Genomic DNA, 832 nt, shown 5'->3' on the forward strand with positions numbered 1-832 from the left:
GCTTTTCTAGCGCCAGACAAATTTCTTATATTTACCTGCTGCTATTCAAGTCATGTCCTTTTTAGCATGAGAAAGCAAGTCTTTTTCTTTTTATTTCATACACTTTTACCTATTATTAATATAATATATGAGTATCTAAATATAAGTACTTAACTTATTAGAGATATTATTCGACTATCTTTCCAACTTCTGTGCAAATGTCGATGTTCATGCCACTTCAGTACTCCCGGGTAAAATACTAAAATGTGCTTTTCTAATTCGTGTATTGAGTCTTTTTGCTCTGAATCCAAATCATTTTTATAGTAAACGTTGTGTTCTGCTAAAACATATTTTCTGACCTTCTGATCTGTATAATTTTCTACTTTATAGTTGTGAGTAACGCTAAATCTTTCTAAAATTGGCTTGTGTTTTAAATTCCAATATTGCCCTGAAAGTTTATCGCTTCCCAATACAAATTTATTTCCTCTTTCTTCTACGCTACTAACTGGAAAGCACGTATTTATGTCTCCTAAATCCCAACTGTCTGATAATACTATCTGCGCTTTTGCAAATTTAATCGATGGTAATAAACTCTGTGGTAATGGATATAGTGCTTTTAAGTTGTACCACAAATGATTTCTTTCATAAATACTGTTATAATTCTTTGTGTGAGGCTCGGTTTCTCCAAGGATTGCTACATCTAGGCGATATATATCATTGCTTAAAGCTCGTTCATAATGATCGCGTAGATAGTTTTCTATAATCCTAATAACTGGACCACTAGACCTGAAAAAATTTACTCTTCCAAATGATAACACTGGTCCATCTTTTTCTATTTTTACCCCTGAATAAT

Annotated in this window: 1 pseudogene; it reads right to left on the minus strand. The window is 32.2% G+C overall.

The window, feature by feature from the left end:
• Nucleotides 1-149 precede the first annotated feature (149 nt).
• Nucleotides 150-832 (minus strand): annotated as a pseudogene (locus tag BA053_RS06295) (phage tail protein); the annotation flags it as partial.

Origin of the sequence: Wolbachia endosymbiont of Nomada ferruginata, from assembly GCF_001675785.1 — a bacterium.
In the GTDB taxonomy this organism is placed as follows: domain Bacteria; phylum Pseudomonadota; class Alphaproteobacteria; order Rickettsiales; family Anaplasmataceae; genus Wolbachia; species Wolbachia pipientis.